Here is a 21,390-nt window from a genome sequence, read left to right as displayed (position 1 = left end):
CTTCGGCCCTACTCAGGCGAAGTTGTCCGCGAATTCGCTGATCGCCGCCTTGATCCGGTCCGCCGACTCGCCCTTGATCTTGGGATCTTCCTTCGTGATCCACTCAAGCAGGTCTGCGCGCTTGCCGCGCAGGTGGCTCAGAAGCCCCTGCTCGAAACGGCCGACGTCGCCGACCGGGATCTTGTCGAGGAAGCCGTTCGTGCCCGCGAAGATGACGCAGACGATCTCGGCGTTGGTCAGCGGCGCATACTGCGGCTGCTTCATCAACTCGGTCAGGCGCGCACCGCGGTTCAGAAGCCGCTGCGTGGCGGCGTCAAGGTCCGACCCGAACTGCGCGAACGCGGCCATCTCGCGGTACTGTGCCAGTTCCAGCTTCACCGGGCCGGCAACCGACTTCATCGCGTTGGTCTGGGCGGAAGACCCCACCCGCGACACCGAGAGACCCGTGTTCACTGCCGGGCGGATGCCCTGGTAGAACAGGTCGGTCTCAAGGAAGATCTGGCCGTCGGTGATCGAGATCACGTTGGTCGGGATGTAGGCCGACACGTCGCCGGCCTGCGTCTCGATCACGGGAAGGGCGGTCAGCGATCCGGCGCCGTTGTCCTCGTTCATCTTCGCCGACCGTTCCAGCAGGCGCGAGTGAAGGTAGAACACGTCACCAGGATAGGCCTCGCGTCCCGGCGGACGGCGCAGAAGCAGCGACATCTGGCGATAGGCCACGGCCTGCTTCGAAAGGTCATCGTAGATGATGAGGGCGTGGCGGCCATTGTCGCGGAAGTACTCCGCCATGGCCGTCGCCGAATAGGGGGCAAGGAACTGCATCGGCGCGGGGTCCGACGCGGTGGCGGCCACGACGATGGTATAGTCGATGGCGCCCGACTCCTCGAGCTTCTTCACCAGCTGCGCCACGGTCGACCGCTTCTGGCCGATGGCGACGTAGATGCAGTAAAGCTTCTTCGACTCGTCGTCGCCGGCGGCGTCGTTGTAGACCTTCTGGTTCAGGATCGTGTCGAGCGCCACGGCCGTCTTGCCGGTCTGGCGGTCGCCGATGATGAGTTCGCGCTGGCCGCGGCCGATCGGGATCATGGCGTCGATCGCCTTGAGGCCGGTCGCCATCGGCTCGTGCACCGATTTGCGCGGGATGATGCCCGGGGCCTTCACATCGGCCACGCGGCGCTCGGCCGCCTTGATCGCGCCCTTGCCGTCGATGGCGTTGCCAAGGCCGTCGACCACGCGGCCCAGAAGCGCGTCGCCCGCGGGAACGTCCACGATCGACTTCGTGCGCTTGACGGTGTCGCCTTCCTTGATGCTGCGGTCGTCGCCGAAGATCACGATACCGACGTTGTCGGTTTCGAGGTTCAGCGCCATTCCCATGATGCCGCCCGGAAACTCGACCATCTCGCCGGCCTGAACGTTGTCGAGGCCATAGACGCGGGCGATCCCGTCACCGACCGACAGCACGCGGCCCACCTCGGCGACTTCGGCCTCTTGACCGAAGTTCTTGATCTGCTCCTTGAGGATCGCAGAGATTTCGGCTGCCTGGATTGCCATTATCCAACCTCTTTCATCGTGTTCTGGAGTGCAGCAAGCTTGGACTTGATCGAGGTGTCGATCATGGTCGAGCCCACTTTGACGACAAGACCGCCGATGAGGCTTTCATCGACGGCCATCTTGATCTTCACGTTCTTGCCGACGCTGGCGGCAAGCGCCTTCGACAGCGCCTTCTGCTGGGCCGCCGAAAGCGTCGTGGCGGCCGTGACCTCGGCGGTGACTTCGCCGCGTTCGCTGGCAAGGCGGTCGCGCAGGGTCGTGACCAGCTGCGGCAGCACGAAAAGGCGCCGCTTGGCGGCCATCAGCGACAGCGTGTTGGCCATGGTCCCCGACAGCTTCAGCGCCTTCGCGACGCCACCAAGAGCAGCGCCCTGTTCGTCGCGCGAATAGATCGGCGAGGCGATCACGTCGCGCAGGTCGGCGCTGACGGCCAGCGCCCCGGCCAGCGCGTCGACGTCGCCTTCCAGCTTGTCGAGGGCGTTTTCTTCCTTGGCCAGCTCAAAGACGGCCGTGGCGTAGCGTGCGGCAATGCCGGTCGAAATCGAAACAGATTCGGACACGTCCACCCTTCCGGTATTGTTGTTCCGGCGCATCGCAGGACACGCGCGCCAGCCCCTACGAAATGCGCGCGGAGGGCCGCGCGCGAAAATCAGCGGTGATGTAACAGAGGTGCTTTCCCCCTGCAACCGCCTAAAGCAGCAGGGGCCGATACCTATACTTACACCTTTTCAATAACTTAGGCAATTTCGGGGCGGTTTGTGCTGCAAGTGCACAAGAAAAGCCGCCGCAAATGCCGTGTGATTGGCCGATTCACGGCAAGGCGCACAGCCCGGGCTGTCAGACGGGTTTCGCCTCGGGCTGCGCCAGGCCGTCGAGCACGCGCAGCGGCCGCCGCACCGCCTCGGGCAGTCCGGGCTGGCTGGGGGCGGGCAGCCGCTTTGTCGCCTCGACGATCAGCACGCCGCCGGCAAAGCGGCGCGACAACCTGCGGCCCACCCCCTCCCACATCGATCCGGTCCTGAGCCAGAAGTTGCTGTGCGAGGGCGGCTGGAACAGGGCCGCGACATGACGTTCCGGCACGAAGTCGTGCGAGCGCAACTGCGCTTCGAGCTGGCCAAGGGAATAGGGCCGGCCGAAGCCGAAGGGGGTTGCATCCCGGCGGGCCCAAAGCCCTGCTCGGTTCGGCACGACGAAAAGCGCCGACCCACCGGGCCCTAGGACGCGCCAGCACTCTTTCAGGACCGAGGCCGGATGTTCGCTGGTCTCGAGTCCATGCATAAGGACAAGCTTGTCGACGCGCCCGGTTTCGATCGGCCAAAGCGTCTCTTCGCACAGCACCGACACGTTGGGCATGCCCGCCGGCCATGGCATGACGCCTTGCTGGCCCGGCATCAGGGCGATGACCCGGCGTGCATCGGCAAGGAAAGGGCGCAGCAGCGGGGCGGCGAAGCCGAAGCCCGCCACGGTTTGACCCTTGGCCTCGGGCCAGAGCGCCGTCACCTGATCGCGCACGGCCTTCTGCGCCGCACGCCCAAGACGGGTGCGATAGTAGAAGGTGCGAAGGTCCAGAACGTCGAGGTGCATTGAAGCCTGACCTTGGATCGACAACACTTGACCCCGAACATACCCAAGGGAAAGGGAAAGACCATGCCATTCGAACTTGTCACCGTTCCCTGCCGGACCGACAACTATGCCTTTCTCCTGCACGATGGCGAAAGCGGGCGCACCGCGCTGATCGACGCGCCCGAGGCGGCGCCGATCGCGGCTGCGCTGAAGGCGCGGGGCTGGGGCCTGGACGAGATCTGGATCACGCATCACCACGGCGACCATGTCGACGGGGTCGAGGCGCTGCGCGACGACTTCGGCGCGACCGTGGCCGGGGCGGCCGCCGACGCCCACCGCCTGCCGGCGCTTGACCGCACGGTGGCCGAGGGCGACGTCTTCGACTTCGCGGGCGCCGAGGTCCGCGTCATCGACGTCTCGGGGCACACCGTGGGACATGTCGCCTTCCACGTCCCGGCGGCCGGTGCCGTCTTCACCGGCGACAGCCTGATGGCGCTGGGCTGCGGCCGGCTGTTCGAGGGCACGGCCGCGCAGATGTGGGTCAGCCTGTCGAAACTGGCCGCCCTGCCCCCAAAGACGCTGGTCTGCTCGGGGCATGAATACACGGCCGCGAATGCCGCCTTCGCGCTGACCATCGAGCCCGGAAACCCCGAGCTTGCCGCTCGGGCCGACGCGGTGCGCGCGGCGCGGGCCAAGGGATTGCCCACGGTGCCCTCGCGCCTGTCCGAGGAACTGGCCACGAACCCGTTTCTGCGCGCCGGATTGCAGGATGTGAAGCACGGCCTATCTATGGCGCAAGACGAAGATGCGGAAGTCTTTGCCGAAATACGGCGGCGCAAGGACAGGTTCTGAGGCGAACACGCGCTGCCCCATTTTTCCGCAGGCTCACGGGCAAATCGGACGCGGTCACGAAATGTGAGCGGCCCTTCCGAAAAAAAGACTTGAAGCCGGCCAAAGATAACCGAAGTCTAATTCTATGAGGCCACGGTCAGGACGGGGCCAAGACCCTCCCCCTCCGGCCCAAGAGAGGAGCACGCAACGTGCCTTCATTTTCGAACACACTCGAGCAATCGATCCATGCGGCGCTTGCCCTGGCGAACGCGCGCCGGCACGAGCTTGCGACGCTTGAGCACCTGCTTCTGGCGCTCATCGACGAGCCTGACGCCGCCAAGGTGATGAAGGCCTGCAGCGTGGATCTTGAGGACCTGCGCAGGACGCTTGTCACCTTCATCGACGACGACCTGTCCACCCTGGTCACCGATGTCGAAGGCTCCGAAGCGGTTCCCACCGCGGCCTTCCAGCGCGTGATCCAGCGCGCGGCGATCCATGTGCAATCGTCGGGCCGGACCGAGGTGACAGGCGCCAACGTCCTGGTCGCGATCTTCGCCGAACGCGAAAGCAACGCCGCCTACTTCCTGCAGGAACAGGACATGACCCGCTATGACGCGGTCAACTTCATCGCGCATGGCGTGGCGAAGGACCCGTCCTTCGGGGAAAGCCGCCCGATCACCGGGGCCACCGACATGGAAGAGGAAGCCCAGGACGAAAAGGACGAGGAAGCCAAGGATTCCGCCCTTGCCAAGTACTGCGTCGACCTGAACGCCAAGTCGCGCAAGGGGGATGTCGACCCGCTCATCGGGCGCGAACTCGAGGTCGAGCGCTGCATCCAGGTGCTGTGCCGCCGGCGCAAGAACAACCCGCTTCTTGTGGGCGATCCGGGCGTGGGCAAGACCGCCATCGCCGAGGGCCTTGCCAAGAAGATCGTCGACGGCGAGACGCCCGAGGTGCTGCGCGGGGCCACGATCTTTTCGCTCGACATGGGCGCGCTTCTGGCCGGAACCCGCTATCGCGGCGATTTCGAGGAACGGCTGAAAGCCGTCGTCAAAGAGCTTGAGGATCACCCCGACGCGATCCTCTTCATCGACGAGATCCACACCGTGATCGGCGCCGGCGCGACCAGCGGCGGGGCGATGGACGCCTCGAACCTGCTGAAACCCGCGCTGCAGGGCGGCAAGCTGCGCTGCATGGGCTCGACCACCTACAAGGAGTATCGCCAGCATTTCGAGAAGGACCGCGCGCTGTCGCGCCGGTTCCAGAAGATCGACGTGAACGAGCCGACGGTCGAGGATTCGATCAAGATCCTGACCGGCCTCAAGCCCTACTTCGAGGAACATCACGACATCCGCTACACGGCCGACGCGATCAAGTCGGCGGTCGAGTTGTCGGCGCGCTACATCACCGACCGCAAGCTGCCCGACAAGGCCATCGACGTGATCGACGAAGCCGGCGCGGCGCAGCATCTTGTCGCGGAATCGAAGCGCCGCAAGACCATCGGCGCGAAGGAAATCGAGGCCGTGGTGGCCAAGATCGCCCGCATCCCGCCCAAGAACGTCTCGAAGGACGACGCCGCTGTGCTGAAGGACCTCGAGACGACGCTGAAGCGCGTGGTCTTCGGTCAGGACAAGGCGATCGAGGCTCTGTCCGCCTCGATCAAGCTGGCCCGTGCCGGTCTGCGAGAACCCGAGAAGCCGATCGGCAACTATCTCTTCGCCGGCCCCACCGGCGTCGGCAAGACCGAGGTGGCCAAGCAACTTGCGTCGTCGCTGGGCGTCGAACTTCTGCGCTTCGACATGTCGGAATACATGGAGAAGCACGCGGTCTCGCGCCTGATCGGCGCGCCTCCGGGCTATGTGGGCTTCGACCAGGGCGGGCTTCTGACCGACGGCGTGGACCAGCATCCGCACTGCGTGCTCCTGCTCGACGAGATCGAGAAGGCGCATCCCGACGTGTTCAATATCCTGCTGCAGGTGATGGACCACGGCACGCTGACCGATCACAACGGCCGCTCGGTCGACTTCCGCAACGTGATCCTGATCATGACCTCGAACGCAGGGGCGGCGGAACAGGCGAAGGAAGCCATCGGCTTTGCCCGCGAACGCCGCGAGGGCGAGGATACGGCCGCGATCGAGCGGACCTTCACGCCCGAGTTCCGCAACCGGCTTGACGCGGTGATCAGCTTCGCGCCGCTGTCGAAGGACATCATCCTTCAGGTGGTCGAGAAGTTCGTGCTGCAGCTCGAGGCGCAGCTGATGGACCGCAACGTGACGATCGAACTGACGCCGGCCGCGGCGGCCTGGCTGGCCGAGCGCGGCTATGACGACAAGATGGGCGCGCGCCCGCTTGGCCGCGTGATCCAGGAAGAGATCAAGAAGCCGCTCGCCGAGGAGTTGCTGTTCGGCAAGCTGCTGAAGGGCGGCGTGGTCCACGTGGGCGTCAAGGACGGCAAGCTCGACCTTCTGATCGAGCCCGAGACGCGGCGCATCCAGTCGAAGAAGCCGCCGCTTCTGACGGCCGACTGATCCTGCGGGATACGACGACTGAAGGCCCCGGCATCGCCCGGGGCCTTTCGTTTTTCGGCGTCCTGCCTTGGACCCACCAATAGTCCACGCCATCCCGGGTCGGAACGCAGGACCCCGGCCCGCCGGCGGATCGGGCGGCAGATCGATCAGCGACGGCGCAACCCTCCCTAGGCCGGTTGGACCCGGCAGCATCACCCGACGCTTTCTTTCGCCGCGTTGACAGTGCTCAAGGCGGGGGATGGACGGCACAGCCAAGCTGCGACATGATCGGAACCGACCAGCGGGTGAGCATGACGATGGCGACGAAGGCGGAACTGGAGGCGGAACTGGCGGCCCTGCGCAAGGAGCTGTCGCAGTTGAAAGGCCTGACCGAGGAGGCTGCCGAAGACGCCGGAGACGAGGCCCATTCGACGATCCGGGATTTCGTCGGCTCGCTGCGGGAAACCGACCTCGAAGGGCTTGCGAAGCAGCTGACCGACGAGATCGAAAGCGCGATGCACGAAAAACCCCTGCTGACCGCGCTTGGCATCCTCGTCGTGGGATATGCGCTGGGGAGGCTGAGATGAGCCGCCTTGTTCGCAATGCCTCGGTCGTTCTGAAAAGCGAACGCCTGATCGCGCGGCGCCGGTTTGCCGTGCTGCGGGCGCAGACGGGGCTGATGGCGATTGCCGGGGTCGCCGGGGCCGTGGGCCTGCTGGCGACGAATGCCGCGATCTATTTCAAACTGGCCGAGACCATGTCGCAGGCCGCGGCAGCGGCGTGGCTGGCCGGGGGCAACTTCGTTCTTGCTGGCATTCTGATGCTGGTCGCCAGCCGCATGAACGCCGACCGCGACGTGGCGGCGGCCGAGGAACTGCGCGACCTTGCAATGGCCGATCTCGAGGACGAGATCACCGGACTCGCCGCGCAGGCGCAGGGCCTTGCCGGCATGTTGGGCGCGGTGCGGCGCGATCCCCTCGGGGCGGCGCTTCCGGGCCTTGCCGGCGCGATCATCGCCGCCGTCCTGAAGGCGCGGAAGAAGAAATAGCGCCCTAGCGTTCCGTCAGCTTCAACTCGATCCGCCGGTTCTGTGCCCGTGCCTCTGACGTGTCGTCGGTGTTGACCGGGCGGTATTCACCAAAGCCCGTGGCCGCAAGGCGATCGGGCGGGAAACCCAGCGTATCGGTCATGAAGCGCACGACCGACAGGGCGCGGGCCTGGCTGAGTTCCCAGTTGTCGGCATAGATCCCGCCCCGAAGCGGCACGTTGTCGGTATGTCCGTCGACGCGCAGGATCCAGTCGATGCTGGCGGGGATTTCGTCGGCGACCTCGCGCAGGATCGCCACGACGCCTGCAATCTGCTCGCGCCCCTCGAACGACAGGTCGGCCGAGGCGCTTTCGAACAGCACCTCGGACGAAAAGACGAAACGGTCGCCCACGATCTGCACGCCTTCGCGGCCTTCGATCACCTCGCGCACGGCCCCGAAGAAGTCCGAGCGGTAACGTTCAAGTTCCTGCGCCTCGGCCGCCAGTCGGGCGGCTTCTTGCTCAAGGCGCAGGCGCTCGGTTTCCTCAAGCTCGCGCCGGCGACGTTCCTCGGAGGCCACGCGCGCAAGCGCCGTGTTGAGCTGCGAACCCAGCGTGTCGATCTGGACCTGGGCGGTTTCGTCCCGCGCGGCGGCCTCGTCGAGCAGCGCCTGGAGCGAGCCAAGCCGCGCGCGCAGTGCGGCGACCTGTTCGTTCAGCAGCGCGACCTGCCGTTGGGCCTCGGCCGACTGCGCCTCTTCGTCGGCCAGCGCGGCATTGGCGGCCGACAGAAGGGCCGCCTGTCGCTCGGCCTCGGTCATCTGTGCGGCGGCGGCGTTCTCGGCGGCAAGCCGCGCGGCAAGGGCGGCGGCAAGCTGATCGCGCAGGCTTTGCGTGCTGTCGGGCGCGCCCTGCAATTCTTCGACACGCGCTGCCAGCGCGTCGCGTTCGAGTTCAAGCGTCGCGATCTGTCGGGCAAGGGCGGCGTCGTCTGCCTGGCGCGCCTCGACGGTGGCAAGGGCATCGGCAAGGCGCCGGTTCAACTCGTCCTCGACCGATTGCGCCGCGGCCAGAAGCGTCAGTGTCTCTTCTGCCTGCCGTCTTTGTTCTTCGAGTGCCAGGGTCATCGCGGTCAGTTCGGTGTCGGCGTTGCGCAGGCGCTCGCGCAGGGCTTCGGCCGCCGCGGCCTCGGCCAGGCGCGCCGCTTCCTCGTCCGACAGGGCGGCGGCCGCGGCATCAAGATCGGCGCGCGTGGCCGTCAGGGTGTTGGTCGTCTCGACCAGCCGCGCGCGCAGATCGGCCGCCAGCGCTTCAAGCGCATCGCGGCGGGCGGCGGCAAGGCGGGCAGCCTCGGTCTGGGCGTCGACTTCTGTGCGGGCCTGCGCCAGGGCCAGCTGCAGCGCCTCCTGTTCCGAGATCAGCCTGTCCCGCTCGCCTTCGAGGGCCGCGCCTTCGGCCAGCGCCGTGTCGCGTTCCGCCAGAAGCGAGGCGACCTGTTCCTCGAAGGACGCGATGCGGGCGGCACGGTCCGCGAGTTCTGTGGACTGCGCGTCGACTTGCTGAGTCAGGTTGGCGATCAGCGTGGACTGGCGGTTGACCTCGGCCCGGGTGGCGCCGAGGTCGTCTTCCAGATTGGCGACCGTCTGCTGTTCCAGGCCCAGCGCCTCGGCAAGGATGTTGATCTCGGCGTTCAACTGCTCAAGAGCGTCTTCCTGTCCCGAGATGGTTTCGCGCAGCACGTATTGAACGACCATGAAGATCGTCAGGACGAACATCATGACCATCAGAAGGGCCGTGATCGCGTCGACGAACCCGGGCCAGATCGACCCGCTCATCCGCTGCACCGATCGCCGGCTCAGGGCCATGGCCTAGTCCCGGCCGGGCGAGCTGATGCGCGCGGGCGCAGCGTCCGGGCGCAGCGCCCGCACGGCCTTGGTCAACTGGGCAAGGTCGGCGCGCAGTTCCGCCAGAGATTCCTGACGGCCGGCCGACATCTCTTCGAGGATGCGCAGAAGTTGCACATCCATCGACCGCAGGCGCATGCGGCTTTCGGCGTCGACATGTGCGCCGCCTTCATTCGCCTGTCGTTCAAGCGCGGCGGCCAGCCGCTCCTGACTTGCGACAAGGCCCGCCAGCGCCGCTTCGGACGTGCCAGAGGCCGCCAGCCGTTCACCCAGCGCCTCGAGCGATGCGGCCAGACGGTCCATCCGCTCGCCATCCGCGGCGCCGGCCCCGGCCTGCGCCAGAAGCGCCTGGATGGCATCCATGCGTTCGGCCATATGTTCGGCCAGGGCGACGATCGCGCCCTGATCTGACACGCCCTCGCTGTCGCCGGCGGCAAAGCCCAGCCGCGTGATGGTCGAAAGCCATTCTTCAAGCTCGCGATAGAAGCGGTTCTGCCCGTGGCTGGCGAACAGTTCGAGCAGGCCCACGACAAGCGACCCCGCCAACCCCAGAAGCGAGGACGAGAACGCCACGCCCATGCCGCCCAACTGCGCCTCGAGCCCGGTCATCAGGCGGTTGAACACCTCGATCCCGGCTTCGCCCTCGCGCGGGGCAAGCGAACGGATGGTTTCGACCACCGCGGGCACGGTCGTGGCAAGCCCGTAGAACGTGCCCAGAAGCCCCAGGAAGATCAGAAGGTTGACGATGTATCGCGTGATGTCGCGCGCCTCGTCGATGCGGGTGGCGACGGAATCGAGGATCGAGCGCGCCGAGGACGCGCCGATCTGCATCCGCGCCCCGCGTGACCGCAGAAGGGACGCAAGCGGGGCAAGCAGCCGGGGCGCGCGGGTCAGTTCGTGTCCGGGTCGGTCGGCGACGAACCCCTCGAGCCAACCGACCGAGGTGAACAGCTGCCAGACCTGCCAGAAGCAGGCGAAGACGCCGATGACGAAGACGAAGCCGATGAACCCGTTGAGCCAGGGGTTGGCAAGGAAGACCGGCGCAACGCTTGGAAAGGCGATATAGGCGCCGATGCCGACAAGGATCAGGACGATGATCATCGTCACGATCTGTCTCACCGGTTGGGTGAACTGCGGCTCGGCCTCGCGACCCGGCTTGCCCATCAGGGGTCTCCGTCGCTGGATTTTGCCGCAGAATAGGGGCAACGGCGGGAAAGGCCAACGCCGATTTGCGCTGTGGCTTACCCCTGCTCGCCGGCAATCGCGCGGACGCGCGCGACGAGCCAGTCGAGGTCGGCATCCTCGATCCCAAGCTCGGCCAGATGGGCGGCCGTATTGTAGAGGTATTCGGTGTTCGGCCCCCGCCCGCCCACAGCCCGCGCGATGATCTGCGCCTGGGTTTCCAGCGGCAGTCCGCCGCAATACTGCACATGGGCGGTGTCGACGACATAGGTCACGGCCTCGACCGTCGGCCCGTGGTCAAGCGTGATCGGGTGGACTTCCTCGAGATAGGCCGACGAGATCAGTTCGCGTTCGCGAAGATACTCGAGGGTCGCCGCGGCGCGGACGGCCGGCACGCGAAAGGCGACGCCGCGGCAGGCCGCGCCCTGCGCCCGGTCAAGTGCCAGCACAAGGCCGGGCCTTTCGTCGGTGCCCCGGTGGTGGATCGACCGCATGCAGAAGGTGCGCGCATAGCCGGGCAGCATGGCCAGCACCCGATCCTCGTGATCGAAGCCCGGGTTCCACACCAGCGAGCCGTATCCAAACACCCAAAGAGGCATATCCACCATCGCGCTGGTCCTTTTCATCGCGCGGCTATAGAACCCGAAACGGCCCCGGCTTCCAGAGCGTGCAATGCGAAAACTACTTCTGATCCCCGTCTTTCTTGGCCTCCTCTGGGTTGGATACTGGTTCATCGGGGCATTGGTGCTGGATCGCGCGTTGACCGGATGGATCGACGCGCGCGGCCGCGAAGGCTGGGTCGCGAACTACGATGACGTGGCCGTCACCGGGTTTCCCCTCCGGTTCGAAACCGTGGTCCGTGATGTCGAACTGGCCGATCCCGCGACCGGCGTGGCCTGGACCGCCCCCGATTTCCGCTTCACCGCGAAAAGCGCCCGCCCAAACGAGATCACGGCGATCTGGCCGGCGCAGCAGACCGTGGCGACCCCGCTTGAACGGATCGAGATCACGTCGGACCGGATGCAGGGCCGCATCGGTTTTGCACCGAACACCGCGCTTGAACTTCGCTCGTCGGATATCGGGCTTGAGACAATCGCGCTGACATCGACGCTGGGCTGGTCGGCATCGCTCGAGTCGGGTGTGCTGCGCACCTCCCGGTCGGACGAGGCCGCCGACGCCCATGACATCCTGTTCGAAGCCTCGGGCCTGCGCCTTGCCGAGACGGTGCGCGGCCGCCTCGACCCCGCGCGGATGCTGTCGGAACGGATCGATGGGCTGCGCCTTCAGGCATGGGTGGATTTCGATGCACCCTGGGACCGCTTCGCGATCGAGGAGGGCCGGCCGCAGATCACCGCGATCCGGATCGACCACATGCGCGCGACCTGGGGCCAGCTTGACCTGCGGGCCGCAGGCGCCGTGACGGTCGCCCCGGACGGCACGCCAGAGGGCGAGGTGATCGTGAAAGCCACGAACTGGAGCGAGATGCTGGCCGTCGCGGAAGCGGCGGGGGCGATCCCGCCTTCGGTCCGCTCGGGGCTTGAGCGTGGGCTGGGCTTTCTCGCCCGCCTGTCGGGTCCGTCCGAGACGCTTGACGTCCCGCTGACCTTCCGCGGCGGGCTGGTCACCCTTGGGCCGATCCCGCTGGGCCCCGCGCCGCGGATCGTCCTGCGCTAGCGGCAGTAGGGCCCGCTGCGTTGGCGGGCGACGTCGAAATGGAAGTGATCCTGGTGGAACGGGTCGCTTTCGGGTCCAAGCACGGTTCCGAAGGGCCCGCAGGCGGCGCCATGCAGGCGCTTCATGGTTTGCGCGTTCGCGCTGCGCCAGTCGTCCTCGACGGTCAGCGTGCTGCCGTCGCGCAGCACGAAGGCGGAGATGTCGATGGCACGGCCCTTGGCGTGTTCGGACACGCGGGCCCCAGGCCGCGAGTTGCGGGTGCGGCAGGCATATCCGGCGGCGACCTGCAAACGCTCGAGCCCCCCGCCCTTCGACGACAGGACCGGTTTCGCTCCGGTCCGCACGAAAACGTCCAGTGCCGAGGCCGTTTCGCAGGTCATGCGCGTGGGCGTGCTGAGGTCGACGCCCGCCACCCGGGTGACCATCACCGGATCCTCGATGCCGCAGACGCCGGGCCCTTCGACGTCCGGGATGCGCTCGCCTTCAAGGCCCGGAACGCCGCACAGGCCGCGACGGTCCTCGCCGCCGCACGCCGCCAGCGCCAGAAGCGCAAGGATGCCCGCGACGCGCCTCACCGCTTGGTCCCGACCCGACCGAAGTCCGGCGCGGCCGTATCCTGCCCCGCTTCGACGATGCTGCGGCGGATCGCGCGGGTGCGGGTGAAATAGTCGAACAGCAGGTCGCCGTCGCCGGTGCGGATCGCGCGCTGAAGGGCGAAGAGTTCCTCGGTGAAGCGGCCGAGGATCTCGAGGGTGGCGTCCTTGTTGTTGAGAAACACGTCGCGCCACATCGTCGGGTCCGAGGCGGCAATGCGGGTGAAGTCGCGGAAACCGGCCGCCGAATACTTGATGACCTCCTGGTCGGTCACGCGGCGCAGGTCGTCGGCCACGCCCACCATCGTGTAGGCGATGAGGTGCGGCGCGTGACTGGTCACGGCGAGCACCAGATCATGACGCTCGATATCCATGAAATCGACGTTCGACCCCATCGCGCGCCAAAGCGCGGCAAGACGGTCGACCTTTGCGGGATCGGCATCCTCGGGCGGCAGGAGCAGGCACCAGCGGTTCTCGAACAGTTCGGCGAATCCGGATGCCGGGCCGGAGTGTTCCGTCCCGGCCAGCGGGTGACCGGGGATGAACGTGACGCCCTCGGGCACGTGGGGGGCCACCGCATCGACCACCGCCCGCTTGACCGAGCCGACATCGGTCAGCGTTGCGCCGGGCGCCAGATGCGGACCGATCTCTTCGGCGATCGTCCCCATCGCTCCGACCGGCACGGCCAGCACGACAAGGTCGGCGCCGTCTACCGCCTCGGCGGCGGTCGGCACGATCCGGTCGCAAAAGCCCAGCTCAGCGGCGACCTTGCGCGTTTCGGCGCTGCGGGCGGTGCCCACGATCTCGCCCGCAAGCCCACCCCGGCGCATGGCGTGCGCCATGGACGAGGCGATGAGGCCAAGCCCGACCAGGGCCACGCGGTTGTAGAGAACGGTCATCGGGTGACCTCGGCGAAGTCCGAGACGGCGGCGATGACGCGGTCGCAGTCCTCGGGGCGACCGACGGTGATGCGCAGGTGCGCGGGCAACTTGTAGCCGGCCACCTTGCGGACAAGGATGCCGCGGGCGCGGAGAAAGGCCTCGGCCGCCTCGGCACATGCCTGGTCGGCGAAATGGATCAGCAGGAAGTTCGCGAAGCTTTCGTCCGAGGGAAAGCCCAACTGCGCCAGCGCCCCGCGCAGGCGCGCCCGCTGTTCGGCGTTCTGCAGAAGGCAGAAGTCCGCATAAGCGCGATCGCGCACGGCGGCCATTGCCGCGTCCTGCTGGGTCTGGCTGAGGTTGAAGGGGCCGCGCACCCGGTTGAGCGCGTCGATCACATGGGCCGGGCCATAGCCCCAGCCGATGCGCAGCCCGCCAAGGCCGTAAAGCTTCGAGAAGGTGCGCGTCATTACCACCGTCTCGCGCGCCTCGATCAGGGCGGCGCCGCCGTCATAGCCCGGGGCGTATTCGGCATAGGCCCCGTCGAGCACGAGAAGGACATGAGGCGGAAGCGCGTCGGCAAGGCGTTCGACCTCGGACAGCGGGATCATCGTGCCGGTGGGGTTCGCCGGATTGGCGATGAAGATCAGGCGCGTGCGGTCGGTCACCGCGCCAAGGATCAGGTCCACATCCACCACCCGGTCCCGTTCCGCCACCTCGACCGGGGTCGCGCCGGCGGCCAGGGCCGATATGCGATACATCGCAAAGCCGTGTTCGGTGTGAATGACCTCGTCGCCTAGGCCGGCGTAGGTCTGGCAGAGGAAGGTGATCACCTCGTCCGAGCCCGCGCCGCAGATGATGCGCGCGGGGTCGAGGCCGTGAACCTCGGCGATGGCCGCGCGCAGGCCGGCGTGGTCGGTCGAGGGATAGCGGTGCAGCGTCGCCGCGGTGTCGCGGAAGGCGGCCACGGCCCGTGGCGAGGGGCCGAAGGGGTTTTCGTTCGACGAGAGTTTCAACACCTCGTCAAAGCCGTCCGCCTTGCTGGCGCCGCCCTGATAAAGCGCGATGTCCATGATCCCCGGCTGGGGGCGAAGCTGATGCGTCATCCGTGCCCGTCCTCAAGTGGGCGTGTTCTAGCGGCGGGTGCCGCCCATGGCCAGAGCCATTGCAGACAAAGAAAAAGGCCGCGGCGGTTCCCCGTCGCGGCCCGAATATCGCGCGGCTGATCGATCAGTTCTGCGCGTAGTATTCGATGACGAGGTTCGGCTCCATCACCACCGCATAGGGCACGTCCGACAGGCCGGGGGTGCGCACGAAGGTGGCGACCATCTTGGAATGGTCGACCTCAAGGTAGTCGGGCACGTCGCGCTCGGCCAGCTGCGCGGCCTCGAGGACGAGGGCAAGCTGACGCGACTTGTCGCGGACCGAGATCACATCGCCTTCCTTCACGCGATAGGAGGGGATGTTCACCCGCTTGCCGTTCACCAGCACATGGCCGTGGTTCACGAACTGGCGGGCCGCGAAGATCGTCGGCACGAACTTGGCGCGATAGACGACGGCGTCGAGGCGACGCTCGAGCAGGCCGATGAGAAGCTCACCGGTGTCGCCGCGGAGACGCTCGGCGTCGGCGTAGATGCGGCGGAACTGCTTTTCGGTCAGGTCGCCGTAATAGCCCTTGAGCTTCTGCTTGGCGCGCAGCTGGGTGCCGAAGTCCGACAGCTTGCCCTTGCGGCGCTGCCCGTGCTGGCCGGGGCCGTATTCACGGCGGTTGACGGGGGATTTCGGGCGGCCCCAGATGTTTTCGCCCATCCGGCGGTCGATCTTGTACTTGGCAGAGGTGCGTTTGGTCACCGTCTGATCTCCTTCAGTTGTCGAAGGGCGTTGTCCTTTCCCGGGCCGTTGCCGGCGCACGGGCGACAGGCATCCCCTTGCGGGGGCCACCAACACCAATGAAGGCGCGGGTTATACGCGGATTCGGGTGGCTGTCAACGGGGCGGACCGGGCCGGGTCGCTTGCGACATGCGCCAGACCCGGCGCGTCCGCCGCGCCGGCCACGCGCAACGGCTCGCCCTGCGGCGGCAGGCCATCGCGGAAGAGGATCAGCGGGCGGGCCAGTTCGGCCAGTTCGACCAGAACCGCCTCGAAGACCGCCGCGGCGTGGACAAGCGTGACGCAACGATCGAGAACCGGCGCCTCGGCGTCGAGGCCTTCGCGGAACCGCGCCGCGGGCAGCACCTTGCGGATCGCGGCCAGAAGAAGCGTGTGGTCAGCGAAGGCCCCTGTCCCTGCGGTCAACGGAATCGCGCGTCCGCGCCATTCCCAGATCGCGCCCGGGCGAAGATCGGCCACGGGACCGGGCCGCCGCGCATCGATGCGCGTCTGCGACCACCCCACAAGGTGCGCGTCCGCAGAAGACGTCATGGTCTGCCCTCACCCCGAGTTGTTTCTTGCTCTTGTCGGCAATCTAGCAAACCGGTGGCCCCCGAGGAAACAGATTTGTTAACTGAAAATTAACAATCTTCTGCTGCGTGACGTATTTCCTCGGTTCCCCGCGCCCCTGCGCGCCGACTAGGATGGGCGCGCGGGGTCCGGCCGGGACACGGCGCAGGCGGAAACGGGCAGGATCGGGGACAATGGGCGATGCGACAGGACACCCGGCACGGGACTCCCGCCACGGTGCTTGCCGCAAGGCGGGCCGGTTCGCGCACTTGGGCGGCACACGGCCGGGCTCCGGGATGACGCCGGCCATGTCCGCCCCGCATCCGCCGCGGATCGTCGCCGTGGACATCGCGCGCAGCCTTGCTCTGGCCGGGATGATCCTGTTCCATTTTGTCCGCGATCTCGAGATGTTCGGCCTGATCGCCCCGGGCACCACCCTGACCGGCGGCTGGGCGCTGTTTGCGCGCGTGGTGGCGGGAAGCTTCCTGTTTCTTGCCGGCGTCAGCCTGACCCTTGCCCATGGCGACGGCATCCGCTGGCGCGCCTTCCTGCGCCGTCTTGCGGTGCTGTCGGGGGCGGCGCTTCTGGTGACCGTGGCGACCTATGTCGCGATGCGGGAAAGCTTCATCTTCTTCGGCATCCTGCATTCGATCGCGGTGGCCAGCGTGATCGGCCTTGCCTTCGTGCGCGCCCCCGCCTGGGCAGCCCTTGCCGCCGCGGCCGTGTTCCTGTTCGCCCCTCGCGTCGCGACCTCGCCCGTCTTCGACCCACCCTGGCTGATCTGGATCGGCCTGGCAGAACGCACGCCTCTCACGCTCGACTTCGAACCGGTCTTTCCCTGGGCAGGGGCTTTGCTTCTGGGCGTGGCGGCGGCGCGGCTGGGCATGAACCTTGGTCTGTGGGGGCGGCTGCTCGGCGTGGCGCGGGGCCGGGTTGGCAGGGCGCTTGGCTGGCCCGGGCGGCACAGCCTTGCGATCTATCTTCTTCACCAGCCGGTCCTGATCGCCGGCCTCGTCGCCTGGCTGAGGATCGTGGCCTGACGCGCAGCTAGTCCCGCGCCGCCCAAAGCATCCCGCGGCGGACGATCTCGGTCACCTGCGGGACCTTCAGATCGTCAAGCGTGTGGCCGATCGAGCAGTAGAAGACCCGACCCTGGTCCCAACGGCGCGTCCAGGCGACGGGGATCGTCGTGCCCTCGATCCACCACAGATGCTCGCCCGAGAAGGTGGTGGTGGCGAGCACCTCGTTCGACGGATCGACAAGCATGTAGTACTGTTCGGAGAACATCCGGAAGCTGTCGATGCCGGCGACGATCGGGTGGTCGGGTCGGGTGATCGTGACGTCGTAGTCCACGAAGTCGTCCGACGGCACCGGGTTGTCCGGCCAGCCCGGGGGATGGGCGACGAACTGGCCGCCGATGAGAAAGTGATAGGTCGGGCGGTCACGGAAGGCGTCGCCCATGTGGCCGTGCCATCCGGCGATCCCGCAGCCCTGTCCCACGAGATCGAGAAGTCCGTCCTCTTCCGGCTTCGTCATGTTGCCGAACTCGGGCCGGTGGGCCGAGCGGGCCGACGACCAGATCGGCACGATCAGGTCGACGTCGCGCATTGCATCGGGGCGTGCCAGTGGCGCGAGGGTGTCATGCACCTCGACCTCGGCGCCATTGGCGCGCAGAAGCGCGGCGCACCAATCCGAGAAATCGGTCGGGCTGTGGCCTTCCCAGCCGCCGACGAACAGTGCTGCCTTCATGTGCGCTCCCTTTCCAGAGGGTAAATCCTGTCTGCCCGGGGGCGCGACACCCCCGGCGATCGCCGTCTTCGCGGGATGGTCTCAGGCCGCGCGATCCCCCCTGATCCCGGAGATCGCCTGGACAAGACTGTCCTCGGTCACTTCTTCGGCGGTGAAGGTACGGATCAGTTCGCCGTGATACATGGCGACGATGCGGTCGCTGACGTGCAGCACCTCGGGCATCTCGGAGCTGATGACGATCACCGCATAACCCTGCCCGGCCAGTTCGCGGATCAGGTTGTGGATCTCGGCCTTCGAGCCGACATCGATCCCGCGGGTAGGCTCGTCCACGATCAGGACGTTGGGCCGCATCGCAAGCCACTTGGCGATCACGATCTTCTGCTGGTTGCCGCCGGAAAGATTCCCGACAAGCTGCTTCCAGCCCGGCGTGCGGATATCGAGCCTGTCGCGATACTGGTCGAAGATCGCGATCTCGGCGCCTTCGGCGACGAAGGGGCCGGCTTTCAGATCGTCGACCTGCGGAAGGGTCATGTTGTCCCGGCAGTTCATGCCAAGGACAAGCCCCTGCCCCTTGCGGTCCTCGGGGACCAGCGAGATGCCGTGCGCGATGGCGTCGGCGGGCGAGTGGATGCGCACCTCGGCCCCGTCGATCAGGATCTTGCCCGCACTCGGTGCGCGCAGTCCGAACAACGTCTCTGCGATCTCGGTCCGGCCGGCGCCGACAAGGCCATAGAACCCCACCACCTCTCCCCGCCGGACCTCGAAACTGACGTCGGTGTAGAGCTGTCCGCAGGACAATCCCCGGACCTCGAGCGCGACATCGCCAAGCTCGCCGTGCTGCGCCAGCCGGCTGAGATCGAGCTTGCGGCCGATCATCAGCTGCGTGACTTCGTCCTCGTTGGTCTCGGCGGTATTCAGGGTGCCGCTGTGCTGCCCGTCGCGCAGAACCGACACCCGGTCGGTGATGCGAAAGATCTCTTCCATGCGGTGCGAGATGTAGATGATCCCGACCCCGTGCGACTTGAGGTCGGCGATCACGTCGAACAGCACCACCTTCTCGGCATCGGTCAGCGAAGCCGTCGGTTCGTCGAAGATCACGGCCTTAGCCTCGTGCGTCAGGGCGCGGGCGATCTCGACCATCTGCTGGTTCGCGATCGACAGGTCGCCCACCCGGGTGCGGGCGTCGAAGCCGACCTTGAGCCGCTTCAGGATCTCGTCGGTGCTGGCGTAAAGCCGTGTCCAGTCGACCCGGCCGAAGGACTTGCGCGGCAACTCGCCCAGATAGACGTTCTCGGCCACCGTCAGTTCCTCGGCCAGGCTCAGTTCCTGGTGGATGAAGACGATCCCCTTGGCCTTCGCATGCAAGGGCGACGTCATCACGACAGGGGTCTCGCCAACGAAGATGCGCCCGTCGTCGGGCTGGTAGATGCCGCCCAGAACCTTCATCAAGGTCGACTTGCCCGCGCCGTTCTCGCCCATCAGGGCGTGCACCTCGCCCGGCAGGACCGAGAAGGACACGTCGTCAAGCGCGCGCACGCCCGGAAAGGTCTTGGTGATGTGTTCAAGCCTGAGGGCAGGTTTCATATCCTGAGCGCCTCCTTGCCCTTGAGGTTCAGCTGGCGGTCAAGGAACAGGACCGCGATCAGGATCAGGCCGATGACAAGGTTCACCGTCTCGGTGTCCGCGCCGATATGGCCAAGGCCCTTGCGCAGAAGCTGGATCGCCAGCACCCCGCCAAGCGTCGACAGGATCGAGCCCGACCCGCCGGTCAGCTTCGTGCCGCCCAGAACCACGGCCGTGATCACCCAAAGCTCGTAGAGCTCGCCGTCATTGGGGTTGACCGATCCGCTTTCGGAATAGAACACCACGGCCGACAGCGCCGCGAGAAAGCCGATGATCACGAAGTTGATCATCATGTGCGGCCCGACCCGGATGCCCGCGTTCACCGCTGCCTGGCGGTTGTCGCCGATGGCATAGGCGTTCCGGCCATGAATGGTGCGGTTCATCACGAACCAGATCACGGCCGTCACACCCAGAAGGAACCAGGTTGCCGTGTGAAGGCCAAGGAACTGCGCCTCGGCGAAGTCGACCAGCGTCCAGTTCAGATGCGAGGTGGGCTGTTCGCCGTTGTACATGAACACAAGGCCACGATAGCCCAGCATCGCCCCGAGCGTGACGATGAAGGCATCGACCCCGGTCTTCCAGACGATCAGCCCGTTCAGCGCGCCCAGCGCAGCGCCGGTCAGAAGCGCCAGCGCCCAGGCCACCGGGATGACCCAGTCGCCCAGCCCCGCGAAGATCGGCCATGTCATGCTGTCGAGAAGGATCACCGCGCTCAGTGCGTAGATGGCGCCGACGCTGAGGTCGATGTTGCCGTTAATCATGATGATGGTCATCCCCATCGCGATGATGCCAATGGGCGCCGACTGCTTGAGAAGCAGCAGCATGTTGTCGAAGTCCATGAAGGCCTTGCCCGAGAGCGACAGGAATTCGCCCGCGACCGAGAAGAAGATCAACTCGAACACGATGAAACCCCAGATCGCGCCGCGCTTGAGAAAGCCGCTGAGTGTTCCCGGTGCCATGCCCGCCCCCCTCATGCGATCGCCGACCAGAGGCGGCCGCGCTTGGCGGCGATGTCGAGCCAGACCGCAAGGATGATGATGACCCAGGTCACGACATACTGGACGTAGAACTGAAGCCCCACGAGCAGAAGTCCGTTCTGGATGAAGCCCAGGATCAGCACCCCGATCACCGTCTTGAAGATCGTGCCCGACCCGCCCAGAAGCGAGGCGCCGCCCAGGATCACCGCGGCCAGAACCTCAAGCTCGAGCCCCTGCCCCACGGTGTTCTGGCTGCCAAGCGACCGGCTGGCCTGGATCAGCCCCGCGGTCGCCACGCAGAAGGCCGAGATCAGGTAACAGGCGAAGACCACGCGCGGCCGCCGGATGCCCGAGAAGGTCGCCGCCGTGCCGTTGCCGCCGACGGCGTAGACCTTGCGTCCGAAGGGCGTCTTGGCAAGGATGATGCCTAGTCCGGCCGCCAGAAGCGCGAAGATCAGGATCGGGACGGGAATGCCCAGCGCGGTTCCCTGCCCGAACACGCTGAACCAGGTGCCGCCCTTGTCGGCGATGTCCATGTTCTTGCCGCCGGAGTAGGTCAGCGTCAGCCCATGGATCGCGGACAGCATTCCAAGCGTCACGATCAGCGAGTTGAGCCTCAGGTAACCCACCAGAAAGCCGTTAATCGCCCCGAGCGCCATCGTCATCGCGAACATCGCCGGGATCGCCAGCGCGGGGCCGATCTGGTCGTGCAGGTCAAGGACGACGATGGTCGCGAAGGACATCATCGACCCGACCGACAGGTCGAGGTTGCCGCTGATCACGACAAAGGTCACGCCCAGCGCCATCACGCCAAGGATCGCCGAGGACCGGATCACGCCCATCACGTTGTCGGGGGCCAGGAAGCGGTCGTTGGCAAGGGTGAAGCCGACCAT

General features: G+C 66.6%; 21 protein-coding genes. 6 read left to right on the top strand and 15 right to left on the bottom strand.

Annotated elements, in window-relative coordinates; all coding sequences use genetic code 11:
* Positions 1–12 precede the first annotated feature (12 nt).
* From atpA to ACRDNQ_RS10225, 3 genes are all read right to left on the bottom strand, one after another.
* Entirely contained in the window at positions 13–1,551 is a 1,539-nt protein-coding gene (gene atpA / locus ACRDNQ_RS10235) for a F0F1 ATP synthase subunit alpha (protein WP_431828543.1), read from the bottom strand.
* Positions 1,551–2,117, bottom strand: a complete 567-nt coding sequence (locus ACRDNQ_RS10230) for a F0F1 ATP synthase subunit delta (protein ID WP_431828542.1) — start codon at positions 2,115–2,117, stop codon at positions 1,551–1,553. Before ACRDNQ_RS10230 ends, atpA begins: the two co-directional genes overlap by 1 nt.
* Positions 2,118–2,388: 271 nt before the next feature.
* Positions 2,389–3,135: a methyltransferase domain-containing protein gene (locus tag ACRDNQ_RS10225; RefSeq protein ID WP_431828541.1), complete on the bottom strand. Its 747-nt coding sequence runs from the start codon at positions 3,133–3,135 to the stop codon at positions 2,389–2,391.
* A gap of 63 nt (positions 3,136–3,198) precedes the next feature.
* On the opposite strand from ACRDNQ_RS10225, the gene gloB reads away from it, so the two are divergent.
* From gloB to ACRDNQ_RS10205, 4 genes are all read left to right on the top strand, one after another.
* Positions 3,199–3,966, top strand: a complete 768-nt coding sequence (gene gloB / locus ACRDNQ_RS10220) for a hydroxyacylglutathione hydrolase (protein ID WP_431828540.1) — start codon at positions 3,199–3,201, stop codon at positions 3,964–3,966.
* 188 nt (positions 3,967–4,154) lie between these two features.
* On the top strand, positions 4,155–6,473 hold the full coding sequence (gene clpA / locus ACRDNQ_RS10215; RefSeq protein ID WP_431828539.1) for an ATP-dependent Clp protease ATP-binding subunit ClpA: 2,319 nt from the start codon (positions 4,155–4,157) through the stop codon (positions 6,471–6,473).
* A 263-nt stretch (positions 6,474–6,736) separates the two neighbouring features.
* On the top strand, positions 6,737–7,039 hold the full coding sequence (locus tag ACRDNQ_RS10210) for a hypothetical protein (protein WP_431828538.1): 303 nt from the start codon (positions 6,737–6,739) through the stop codon (positions 7,037–7,039).
* Positions 7,036–7,500, top strand: a complete 465-nt coding sequence (locus tag ACRDNQ_RS10205; RefSeq protein ID WP_431828537.1) for a hypothetical protein — start codon at positions 7,036–7,038, stop codon at positions 7,498–7,500. The genes ACRDNQ_RS10210 and ACRDNQ_RS10205 overlap by 4 nt, the downstream gene beginning before the upstream one ends.
* Positions 7,501–7,504: 4 nt before the next feature.
* Here ACRDNQ_RS10205 and ACRDNQ_RS10200 read toward each other — a convergent pair whose 3' ends face one another.
* From ACRDNQ_RS10200 to ACRDNQ_RS10190, 3 genes are all read right to left on the bottom strand, one after another.
* On the bottom strand, positions 7,505–9,343 hold the full coding sequence (locus tag ACRDNQ_RS10200) for a peptidoglycan -binding protein (protein ID WP_431828536.1): 1,839 nt from the start codon (positions 9,341–9,343) through the stop codon (positions 7,505–7,507).
* A 3-nt stretch (positions 9,344–9,346) separates the two neighbouring features.
* A complete protein-coding gene (locus ACRDNQ_RS10195; protein WP_431828535.1) occupies positions 9,347–10,546 on the bottom strand; it encodes a biopolymer transporter ExbB in 1,200 nt (399 codons plus the stop codon).
* A gap of 77 nt (positions 10,547–10,623) precedes the next feature.
* Positions 10,624–11,163, bottom strand: coding sequence for a gamma-glutamylcyclotransferase (locus tag ACRDNQ_RS10190; protein WP_431829111.1), 540 nt, complete (start codon positions 11,161–11,163; stop codon positions 10,624–10,626).
* 73 nt (positions 11,164–11,236) lie between these two features.
* Between ACRDNQ_RS10190 and ACRDNQ_RS10185 the strand changes: the two genes are divergently transcribed.
* Positions 11,237–12,238: a DUF2125 domain-containing protein gene (locus tag ACRDNQ_RS10185; RefSeq protein ID WP_431828534.1), complete on the top strand. Its 1,002-nt coding sequence runs from the start codon at positions 11,237–11,239 to the stop codon at positions 12,236–12,238.
* Here ACRDNQ_RS10185 and ACRDNQ_RS10180 read toward each other — a convergent pair.
* The 5 genes from ACRDNQ_RS10180 to ACRDNQ_RS10160 form a co-directional block, all read right to left on the bottom strand.
* Positions 12,235–12,813: an extensin-like domain-containing protein gene (locus ACRDNQ_RS10180; RefSeq protein WP_431828533.1), complete on the bottom strand. Its 579-nt coding sequence runs from the start codon at positions 12,811–12,813 to the stop codon at positions 12,235–12,237. The genes ACRDNQ_RS10185 and ACRDNQ_RS10180 overlap by 4 nt on opposite strands.
* A complete protein-coding gene (locus ACRDNQ_RS10175; protein WP_431828532.1) occupies positions 12,810–13,730 on the bottom strand; it encodes a prephenate/arogenate dehydrogenase family protein in 921 nt (306 codons plus the stop codon). The genes ACRDNQ_RS10180 and ACRDNQ_RS10175 overlap by 4 nt, the downstream gene beginning before the upstream one ends.
* Positions 13,727–14,815, bottom strand: coding sequence for a histidinol-phosphate transaminase (gene hisC / locus ACRDNQ_RS10170; protein ID WP_431828531.1), 1,089 nt, complete (start codon positions 14,813–14,815; stop codon positions 13,727–13,729). The genes ACRDNQ_RS10175 and hisC overlap by 4 nt, the downstream gene beginning before the upstream one ends.
* Before the next feature lie 124 nt (positions 14,816–14,939).
* Positions 14,940–15,560: a 30S ribosomal protein S4 gene (gene rpsD / locus ACRDNQ_RS10165; protein WP_431828530.1), complete on the bottom strand. Its 621-nt coding sequence runs from the start codon at positions 15,558–15,560 to the stop codon at positions 14,940–14,942.
* 111 nt (positions 15,561–15,671) lie between these two features.
* Positions 15,672–16,130, bottom strand: coding sequence for a hypothetical protein (locus ACRDNQ_RS10160; RefSeq protein WP_431828529.1), 459 nt, complete (start codon positions 16,128–16,130; stop codon positions 15,672–15,674).
* A 326-nt stretch (positions 16,131–16,456) separates the two neighbouring features.
* On the opposite strand from ACRDNQ_RS10160, the gene ACRDNQ_RS10155 reads away from it, so the two are divergent.
* Positions 16,457–17,188 (top strand): heparan-alpha-glucosaminide N-acetyltransferase, encoded by a 732-nt coding sequence (locus tag ACRDNQ_RS10155; RefSeq protein ID WP_431828528.1) that lies wholly within the window; start codon positions 16,457–16,459, stop codon positions 17,186–17,188.
* 7 nt (positions 17,189–17,195) lie between these two features.
* On the opposite strand, the gene ACRDNQ_RS10150 is transcribed toward ACRDNQ_RS10155, so the two are convergent.
* The 4 genes from ACRDNQ_RS10150 to ACRDNQ_RS10135 all read right to left on the bottom strand — a co-directional run bounded on the left by ACRDNQ_RS10150 (position 17,196) and on the right by ACRDNQ_RS10135 (position 21,390).
* The gene (locus tag ACRDNQ_RS10150; RefSeq protein ID WP_431828527.1) at positions 17,196–17,897 is read right to left on the bottom strand and encodes a ThuA domain-containing protein; all 702 of its coding nucleotides are present in this window, start codon (positions 17,895–17,897) and stop codon (positions 17,196–17,198) included.
* 81 nt (positions 17,898–17,978) lie between these two features.
* A complete protein-coding gene (locus ACRDNQ_RS10145; RefSeq protein WP_431828526.1) occupies positions 17,979–19,481 on the bottom strand; it encodes a sugar ABC transporter ATP-binding protein in 1,503 nt (500 codons plus the stop codon).
* Entirely contained in the window at positions 19,478–20,479 is a 1,002-nt protein-coding gene (locus ACRDNQ_RS10140; protein WP_431828525.1) for an ABC transporter permease, read from the bottom strand. The genes ACRDNQ_RS10145 and ACRDNQ_RS10140 overlap by 4 nt, the downstream gene beginning before the upstream one ends.
* 11 nt (positions 20,480–20,490) lie before the next feature.
* Positions 20,491–21,390, bottom strand: a complete 900-nt coding sequence (locus ACRDNQ_RS10135) for an ABC transporter permease (protein WP_431829110.1) — start codon at positions 21,388–21,390, stop codon at positions 20,491–20,493.

This window comes from Saliniferula longa, assembly GCF_050789285.1.
GTDB lineage: Bacteria > Pseudomonadota > Alphaproteobacteria > Rhodobacterales > Rhodobacteraceae > CAVPWP01.
This window is presented reverse-complemented; position numbering and strand designations above follow the sequence as displayed.